Below are 8770 nucleotides of genomic sequence, written 5' to 3' on the forward strand. Positions count from 1 at the left end.
TGAGTTAAGACAATAAAATGAGATAAACCAATATTAGCCCTCGATCGTGTGGGAAATATGGACATTGATTTCTTTATTCATCTTAGGCCATGTATAAGCACTCTTTTGTTAGAAACGAATAGCGAGCTGACAGGGTGCTATATCCCATCAGCTCGCATTGAATTATCACTATTTTAGGATAACCCTCTAACCATTATTGACGTCTTGGTGGTGGTGGCGGAACTTCCTCTTCCGATAGACCACCGCTTCCATCTGCGTCTAGTTTATCAAAGTCATCGGCGAGTGGACCTCTGAGCTCTTCTAATTGTAATTCGCCATCACCGTTTGCATCCATTTCTTCAAAGCTTGGCATTTCTCTTGGGCCTTCACGGCTTTCAGCACACGCTTGAAGCGCGAATGTCGATGTCAGTAAAAGTAATGCTGTCGTGATTTTGTTCATCATTTAATTCCTCTTCGTAACCAAATATAAGTGTAATTCTTTGACGCAAATAGGTTAGCGATCAAATTAGCAGAGAAAATGGATAAATCTAGGAGATGAAAGTTAGCGCTTAACTTTATAAGAGCATCAGATCATTAGCCCATCAAGTCAGGTTGTTTAAACCTCCATTGTTTCTACATAGTTTCCACATTTTCTATTTTTATCCTAGTCCATTATTGAACTCATGAATTTAATGCCTTTAGCAATAAAGGCAGAAAGCTATCGTTGGTATTGAAATGGATTATTTTTTAGGAGCCGTAGAATGAAGGTAATGGTAAAAAAATCAGTCGTTGTCTCTTCTACGTTGTTGGTTGCTTCTTATAGTAACGCTGCTCTTTATAGGGTGGTTTTGGAGGAATCACCAGTAGAAACGGAATCGGTGTATGGGGTTGCAGTTGAACCAGAGCTTGGTACAACGGATTGCTTTAGTACCAGTTGTGGTGACACCGATTACGCATTCGCAGGGGAAGCTCAAAATGCAGAACCAGGTTTTTCCTTTAAAGAGGAGGTCCCTTTTGGTATCGATAACACGTTCTACTATTTGGATTATGACGATATCTATAGCTACTGCACAAGTGAACTTGGCTACGCGACTTGTGAAGCTTGGAGTTCTTTGTTGTGGTATGGCGATGAGGATGCAGGCATTGGAGGCTTGAGAAATGAGCGTGACGCATATTACGAGCTGAGCTATCAGACCAATTCCACGGCTTTCTATGACTCTTATTCGTTAAGTGATATCCCTGATGTTGGCAGTAATCCACCTGATGTGAGCAGTTATAGTTATTCCTTTGTTGATGGAACAGAGGAGAAGGTGATCACTAAAGTTGACGAGAATGGTTTTGTTCTTGGTAACACCAGCAGTGGTTATTACAGCTATAACAACCAATATATTCAGTTGTATAGGCAGCGTGGTTACTACGATACAGGCACTGAATTTACGGTTCTCCAACCTGAAGCCGATACCAGCATTACGATCAGCGATGCTGACGGCGAAGCGAATATAATCTCCCAAATGGGAAGAACGATGGCTTTTGATTCTTTCAGTTATGGAGGGGAAGGCTATGTGGTCGGAAGCGCGTCCGTTGCGACTTTTTATTACAGTGATGAGTATAAAGATTATGACTCTCCGTACACATCCGACAGTGATGCAGAGGATCTAGATAATTGTATCGATGAAGATATTGAGCCTGCTTTATATCCAGAGTGTCAGAACTTTGCTTTTGCTAATCGAGCTTTTGTCTGGAATATAACCGATGCGAATGGCCCCAATGATGATGGAAACCGTTTCTCAGTATCTGATTGGGAAACCAGTTCGACCTATTACTCTTACAACGATGATGAAGCTTCAGCACAGGCGAGTGTGAGGGCTGCAACGATTTCATCTAGAGGGACATATAGCTCTTATCCTGTTTTAGTCGGTTACAATACGGAGCTAGATGATTCTGATAACTTTCTTATGCAGGCTGCTGTGTTTAGGCCAAGCAGTACGTCAAATTTCAGCGTTTCGGAAAATGCTTGGACGACGACATTTATCGCTAATGCGACGGTAGAAGTGAGTGATTCATACATTCACAGTAATTCTGTCGCAACAGATATTAATGAAAACATGATGGTTATTGGTTATGCAAAACGAGATGGTGATTATCCGTCGGATCGTGTGTCTGACAATCGTATGTTTGTCGCTGATGCGAATGACACAACGCCAACAGCTACATTCTTCGCAAGTTTAGGTGAAGACATTTTCTTTGATAGTGCAGAAGGAAAAGCAAGTGAGATCAATAATTACAATGAAATTGTTGGCTATGTTGACGCAGAAACTCACTCTGAAGTAGACGGCCATGAAAGGAGGCATCGCGGCTTCATTTTCCCTTACAACGACATTGGTACCGATGCTGATAGACGTGCAAGATATAATGATCAAGCTTGGTGGTTAGACGACCTAACTAACGGTGGTGACTACAGTGATGCCAACAACCACTTTAGAATATTGGACGCAACCGACATTAATGATGCGGGTGTTATCTCAGGGACGGCAATACAATGTTTTGCGAGTGAAAGTAGCTCCTCTTCTATGGCTTATGATTCAACCGCGCACTTTGCATATTGTAATGATGGAGTAGGTGACGAGAGGGTGGTGGCTGTGAAACTTATCCCGATATCTGGAGCAACAAGTGAAGACATTGCTGAAAGAAGTGATGATAGCGCTGAAGATGTTGAACGTAGTGGTGCCGGTACCGGGTTATTGGTGCTTATCAGTTTAATGTCCGTGCTTTCAGTTCGCTTGAAAAAGTCTCGTTCTGTGATTGCCTAAATTGATGACGTGCTCACGAGAGAAACAACCTCTATTTGACCGTCAACCATTAAAGTAATGGGTTAGGTTTGATACTTCGTCCCATAAGAATACCGCTGGGATATGAAGCTTTTTAAAAGAGCATCACCTGTTTTGTGATGCTCTTTTTACGTTCAACATACACTTATCTCTTTCTGCTTTAGCCAAAAAAATCACTTGTAACAATTAAGTAACATCTCTTGCTTTGCTGTAAATCAAACCACCCTCTTTCAATCCCTTGATAGCACTCACTTTCCTGTTGTGAGGGTTTGTGTGTAACAATTATTTTACAATTTGACGGGTTTTTAGCGTTATTGCCCATTTCCTTCGATGCATTCCAATCTTTCCGCTTGTGGGCCAAATTTAATTAAGGACAAAAAACACGTAATACAAAACCAATAGGTACAAGGAGAAAGTTCATGGTGGATACATACAACCCGCTTGGCACGGATGGATTCGAGTTTGTTGAATACACGGCCGTTGACCACAAGGGAATTGAGCAACTTAAAGCACTGTTTGTGTCACTTGGTTTTGCTGAGGTCGCCAAGCATCGCTCAAAAGAGGCTTGGCTGTATCGACAAGGTGACATCAACTTCATCGTTAATGAACAACCGCACAGCCAAGCGGAAGCGTTCGCTAAAGTGCATGGGCCATCGGTCTGTGGCATGGCTTTTCGTGTCAACGAAGCGACAGCAGCAATGGAACAAGCGTTTAAGGGCGGCGGTGAAGAGTACAAAACAGAAATAGGGCCGATGGAGCTGAGTATTCCTGCCATTTACGGCATCGGTGAAAGCCTGCTCTATTTTGTGGATCGTTATGGCAAGCAGAGCATCTATGACGTCGATTTCCGATTCTATGATGACGCGCAAGAGCGCATGGCGAAAGCCGACGTAGGCCTTTATGAGATCGATCACCTCACGCACAACGTGAAACAAGGCAATATGGATCTGTGGTCTGGTTTTTATGAGCGTATCGGTAACTTTCGTGAGATTCGCTACTTCGACATTGAAGGTAAGCTGACAGGCCTTGTGAGCCGTGCCATGACCTCACCATGTGGCAAGATCCGTATTCCAATCAATGAGTCTTCAGATGACAAATCACAAATTGAAGAGTTCATTCGTGAATACAACGGCGAAGGTATCCAACACATCGCGCTTGCTACGGATGACATCTACAAAACGGTGAAAACCCTGCGTGATCGCGGCATGGACTTTATGCCAACCCCAGATACCTACTATGAGAAAGTTGACGATCGTGTAAAAGGCCACCGGGAAGATACCGATCTGTTGCGTGACCTACGCGTTCTGATTGATGGTGCGCCGACCAAAGACGGCATCTTGCTGCAAATTTTCACACAGACGGTAATCGGGCCTGTGTTCTTTGAAATCATTCAGCGTAAAGGTAATGAAGGCTTTGGCGAAGGTAACTTCAAAGCGCTGTTTGAATCGATTGAAGAGGACCAGATTCGTCGAGGAGTATTAGACGATGCATAAATGGATCTCGTTTCCTCATCGGGAGGGTGTGTGCTCTAAACAAGCGCACGCCGATTTTCCCGAAGAGGCAATTTATGAGCGAGAGGCGGGCCGAAGTGGGTTCTTCGGCCCAGCGGCTCACTTTCATCACCAACATGCCCCAACAGGTTGGTCGGAGTGGGAGGGTGATCTGCGCCCTCGCGCTTTTGATTTCACGCTGGTGGAAAAAGCCAGCCAGATAACGCCTTGGGCTGTGCCTCATCTTTTGCATAATGCGGACTGCAAAATTCGTGTGTGGCGCATGGACGAGAAGATGGATTTCTTGGTGCGTAATTCCGACGGTGATGAGCTGCTGTTCATTCATCAAGGCAGCGCCGATCTCTATTGTGACTATGGTCATCTAGAGGTGAGTGAAGGGGATTACGTGATGATCCCGCGCTCGACCAACTGGCGTTTAGAGCCAAGCGAGCCGATGTTTATCTTGATGATTGAGAATACAGACGCGGCTTACTCCTTGCCAGAGAAAGGCATGGTCGGCAATCACGCGGTGTTTGATCCAGCGGTTCTTGAAATACCATCGATCAACGATCAATTCCGCGCTCAGTATTCAGAAGATCAAACTCAAGTTCAGGTAAAACGCCACGACAAAGTCAGCGTGATCACTTATCCGTTCAATCCTTTAGACGCGATTGGCTGGCATGGTGACTTGGCTGTGGTGAAAGTGAACTGGCGCGATATCAGACCGCTGATGTCACATCGCTACCACTTGCCACCGTCTGCACACACGACTTTTGTTGGCGCAGGCTTTGTGGTGTGCACCTTTGTGCCACGCCCGATTGAGAGCGATCCTGGGGCGTTAAAAGTGCCGTTCTACCACAACAACGATGATTACGACGAAGTGCTGTTCTATCACGCAGGTGACTTCTTCAGTCGCGATAACATTGAGGCGGGCATGGTGACCTTCCATCCGGCTGGGTTTACGCATGGGCCTCACCCTAAAGCCTTTAAGGCAGGGCAAGCGCACAAGAAGAAGTTTACCGATGAAGTGGCGGTGATGATCGATACTCGCCACGCGCTGCAGTTCTCTGATGAACTCGATAGCGTTGAGAACAAAGAATATGTCTACAGTTGGCAAGACACTGGTTTGCAAGAGACAGGTTCTCAAACCATGGCTGACGATAAGAAGTAAGGGACAAGGATGAAATTAGCAACCAAGAAAAATGGCACTCGCGACGGTCTATTGATGGTCGTAAGTAAAGATCTTAAACAATGTGTAGCTGCCACCGAAATTTTCCATGCAATGCACCTTGTACCCACCATGCAGGTGGCGCTGGATAACTGGGACAGCGTTGTTTCTCAGTTAGAAGAGTTATACACCTCGTTAAACAACGGGCATGTGACAGGCAGTGAAGTGTTTGCTTCTCAGTATTGTGAATCGCCTCTGCCACGCGCTTATCAATGGGCTGATGGCAGCGCATATGTAAACCACGTTGAGCTGGTGCGTAAAGCGCGTGGTGCTGAAATGCCAGAAAGCTTCTGGGTTGACCCGCTTATGTATCAAGGCGGCTCAGATGCCTTTATTGGGCCACGTGACAACATTGAATTTGCCAGTGACGAATGGGGTATCGATTTCGAGGGTGAAGTTGCGGTTGTCACCGGAGATGTGCCAATGGGAGCCAGCGCCAAGCAAGCGCATGATTCGATTCGTCTGCTAATGTTAGTGAATGATGTGTCGCTGCGTGGTTTGATTCCGGCAGAGCTCGCGAAAGGCTTTGGTTTCTTCCAATCCAAGCCCTCTTCAGCGTTCTCTCCGGTTGCTGTTACGCCCGATGAGCTGGGTGAACAGTGGAAAGGGAGCAAAGTGCACCTGCCACTGACTTCAACCTACAACGACACACCTTTTGGTTGTCCGAATGCCGGTGTGGATATGACTTTCAATTTTGCCGAGTTAGTTGTGCATGCTGCGAAAACTCGACCACTGTCGGCGGGGGCTATTATCGGTTCAGGCACGGTATCGAATAAGCAAGGCACTGACCACGGCACCTCAATTGCCGAGGGCGGCGTGGGCTATTCATGCATTGCCGAGGTGCGCATGATTGAGACGATTCGCGATGGCAAACCTTCGACTCAATTCATGTCGTTTGGCGACTCGATTCGCCTAGAGATGTTTGATACGGCGGGTGATTCCATTTTTGGTGCGATTGACCAAAAAGTTAGCCAATATCGAGCGTTATAACCCATATTATAAAGATTCAGCTCGAGCGAGATCATTGTATGAATCAGAACATGACACTTTACGGTTATTGGCGCTCTTCGGCCGCCTATCGGGTGCGTATTGGATTGAACCTAAAGCAACTCGACTATGAGTCTAAATCGGTGCATTTGGTGCGTAATGGCGGCGAGCAGCATGATCCACAATATCGTGAGCTCAACGCCAGTGAGTTAGTGCCTGTGCTGGTGGATGGTGAAGTTAAACTCAATCAGTCGCTGACTATTTTGCAATACTTGGATGAAAGATATTTATGTGAGAGCAGCCCAGACTCCTTGTTGATTCCCGAGCAAACACCATTGCGCTATCAAGCGTTGGCAATGGCTCAGGATATTGCGATAGAAATTCACCCTCTGAACAACCTGCGCGTGTTGCAGTATTTGGAGCGGGAATTGTCGTGCGAGCAAGAGGCGAGAATGGACTGGCTTCATCATTGGATGAACCAAGGTTTCCGTGCTCTAGAAGAGAAACTGGCAAAGCACAGAAAAGCACACGGTGATTCGGTGTATAGCCTCACCGATTCACCATGCATTGTCGATATTTGCTTGGTGCCACAGGTGTATAACGCGCTGCGTTTTGGAGTTGATATGTCACCTTATCCGCTGATTAACTCAATTGTCGAAGCGTGTAATCAGTTACCCGCTTTTATCGACGCGATGCCAGAGAACCAAGCGGATGCGAATGAGTCCATGTAGATTCACTGATGTAAATGCAAATACTCTTCCCTTGCGCTGCCAAAACCGCTTCTTGAAAGAAGCGGTTTCCAACATTAAATATATTAAATACAGTTAGTGTGTTAATATTTATCTCGTTTAGAACTAATATGGATTTAATAAAAAGCCTTGTTATTAATTAAAAGGCTTTACCCCAAGGTTTTATATTAGTGGTGATTATCATTCGATAATATTAATAATAAAAAATACCTTCACCTTTAGTAATCAGAGTACCAGCTTCATTGGTAATTATTTTATCTAAATCAAATAATGAACCAATCGCCGCATTACCCAATCCAGCTTCAACGAACTTACAAACGGCATCAATTTTTGGCCCCATAGAACCAGCAGGGAATGAAAATTCTGCTAAACCAGCAGGCGTTGCTTGCTTCATTTCTGCTTGGTCTTCTTTACCATAGTTACGGAAAATCGAACCATCGGTTAAGATAATAAATAAGTCGGCATGGATTTTTTCAGCCAGTAATTCAGCCGTAAGGTCTTTGTCAATTACGCACTCTACGCCAGTACTCTTACCATGCTCAATACTCACGGGAACACCACCGCCGCCACAAGCGATAACAAGGTTTTCTGTATCTAGAAGAGTTTCAATTTGCTGAATTTCAACAATGCTTTTTGGCATAGGAGAAGGCACAACGCGACGGTAATACTCGCCATCAGCTTTAAACTGCATTGTGCTTTGAGCCATTAACTCTTTAGCTCGTTGCTCTGTATATACAGGGCCAACAAATTTAGTTGGGTTAGCAAACGCAGGGTCTTTTTTGCATACTTCAGTTTGCGTGACTAGCGTCGCTACGTCTAATTCAGGGTCAATGTTTCTTAGTTCTTGCTGTAACATATAGCCCACCATGCCACAGGTTTGAGAGCCGAGTACATCCATTGGATACGGGGTCGTCTCAGGCGAATATTCGTTATAAGCCGCGTTTTGTTCCATCAACAAACCTACTTGTGGGCCATTACCATGAACGATAACAATCTCATGCTCGCGTGCGATCGCGGCAATACTCGCCGCTGATTTGATTATATTTTCACGTTGGTTTTCAGCCGTTAATGCTTGGCCTCTTGCTAAAAGAGCGTTACCGCCTAAAGCTAATACTATGCGCATGATAATGTCTCCGATCATTTAATAATGATTTTATTTTACGTAGGGATTAACCGCTTGTTTATAATTAAATTCAAGCTTATTAATAACAGTGACTAAGTTTTTAATCACTCTTAAGTAATTAACATACCGAGATAGTATGGGAAAATAATCGTCCTAAATGTGATAGTTATCAAATTATTATTTCACTAGAAATGGAGCTGTGGAAATAGGAGTTATTGCAATTCGATTAAATATCCATAAGCTTGGATACAATCTAGCGGTGGAGGCTTTTTTGGTATGAATGATTCGTCTTTAGTGAATATTATCTCTGGCTATAAAATGATTAATTTTCTATTTTTGTTTTAAATATGATGAGCAGATCGCATTACAGGGCGCGAGCACACTTT

At 44.6% G+C, this 8770-nt stretch carries 7 protein-coding genes; 5 read left to right on the plus strand and 2 right to left on the minus strand.

Annotation, left to right across the window (positions count from 1 at the left end; genetic code table 11):
- Nucleotides 1–193 precede the first annotated feature (193 nt).
- Nucleotides 194–439, minus strand: a complete 246-nt coding sequence (locus tag AB4263_RS20960; RefSeq protein WP_017072318.1) for a hypothetical protein — start codon at nt 437–439, stop codon at nt 194–196.
- Between the two features lie 301 nt (nt 440–740).
- Here AB4263_RS20960 and AB4263_RS20965 point away from each other — a divergent pair, with 301 nt between their 5' ends.
- From AB4263_RS20965 to maiA, 5 genes are all read left to right on the plus strand, one after another.
- Nucleotides 741–2789 carry a DUF3466 family protein gene (locus AB4263_RS20965; RefSeq protein ID WP_372098833.1) on the plus strand — a complete coding sequence of 683 codons (2049 nt, stop codon included), beginning with the start codon at nt 741–743 and terminating at the stop codon, nt 2787–2789.
- A gap of 437 nt (nt 2790–3226) precedes the next feature.
- Complete coding sequence (gene hppD, locus AB4263_RS20970; RefSeq protein ID WP_372098834.1) at nt 3227–4300, plus strand: 4-hydroxyphenylpyruvate dioxygenase; 1074 nt, start codon at nt 3227–3229, stop codon at nt 4298–4300.
- Nucleotides 4293–5468, plus strand: a complete 1176-nt coding sequence (locus tag AB4263_RS20975; RefSeq protein ID WP_372098835.1) for a homogentisate 1,2-dioxygenase — start codon at nt 4293–4295, stop codon at nt 5466–5468. Before hppD ends, AB4263_RS20975 begins: the two co-directional genes overlap by 8 nt.
- A 9-nt stretch (nt 5469–5477) precedes the next feature.
- A complete protein-coding gene (locus AB4263_RS20980; protein ID WP_372098836.1) occupies nt 5478–6515 on the plus strand; it encodes a fumarylacetoacetate hydrolase family protein in 1038 nt (345 codons plus the stop codon).
- Nucleotides 6516–6553: 38 nt separating this feature from the next.
- Complete coding sequence (maiA, locus tag AB4263_RS20985; RefSeq protein WP_372098837.1) at nt 6554–7243, plus strand: maleylacetoacetate isomerase; 690 nt, start codon at nt 6554–6556, stop codon at nt 7241–7243.
- 211 nt (nt 7244–7454) lie between these two features.
- Here maiA and AB4263_RS20990 read toward each other — a convergent pair whose 3' ends face one another.
- The gene (locus AB4263_RS20990; RefSeq protein ID WP_371724785.1) at nt 7455–8384 is read right to left on the minus strand and encodes a carbamate kinase; all 930 of its coding nucleotides are present in this window, start codon (nt 8382–8384) and stop codon (nt 7455–7457) included.
- Nucleotides 8385–8770 lie beyond the last annotated feature (386 nt).

The sequence above is a fragment of the Vibrio sp. 10N.261.55.C5 genome, from assembly GCF_041470505.1.
GTDB classification, from domain to species: Bacteria; Pseudomonadota; Gammaproteobacteria; order Enterobacterales; family Vibrionaceae; genus Vibrio; species Vibrio crassostreae_C.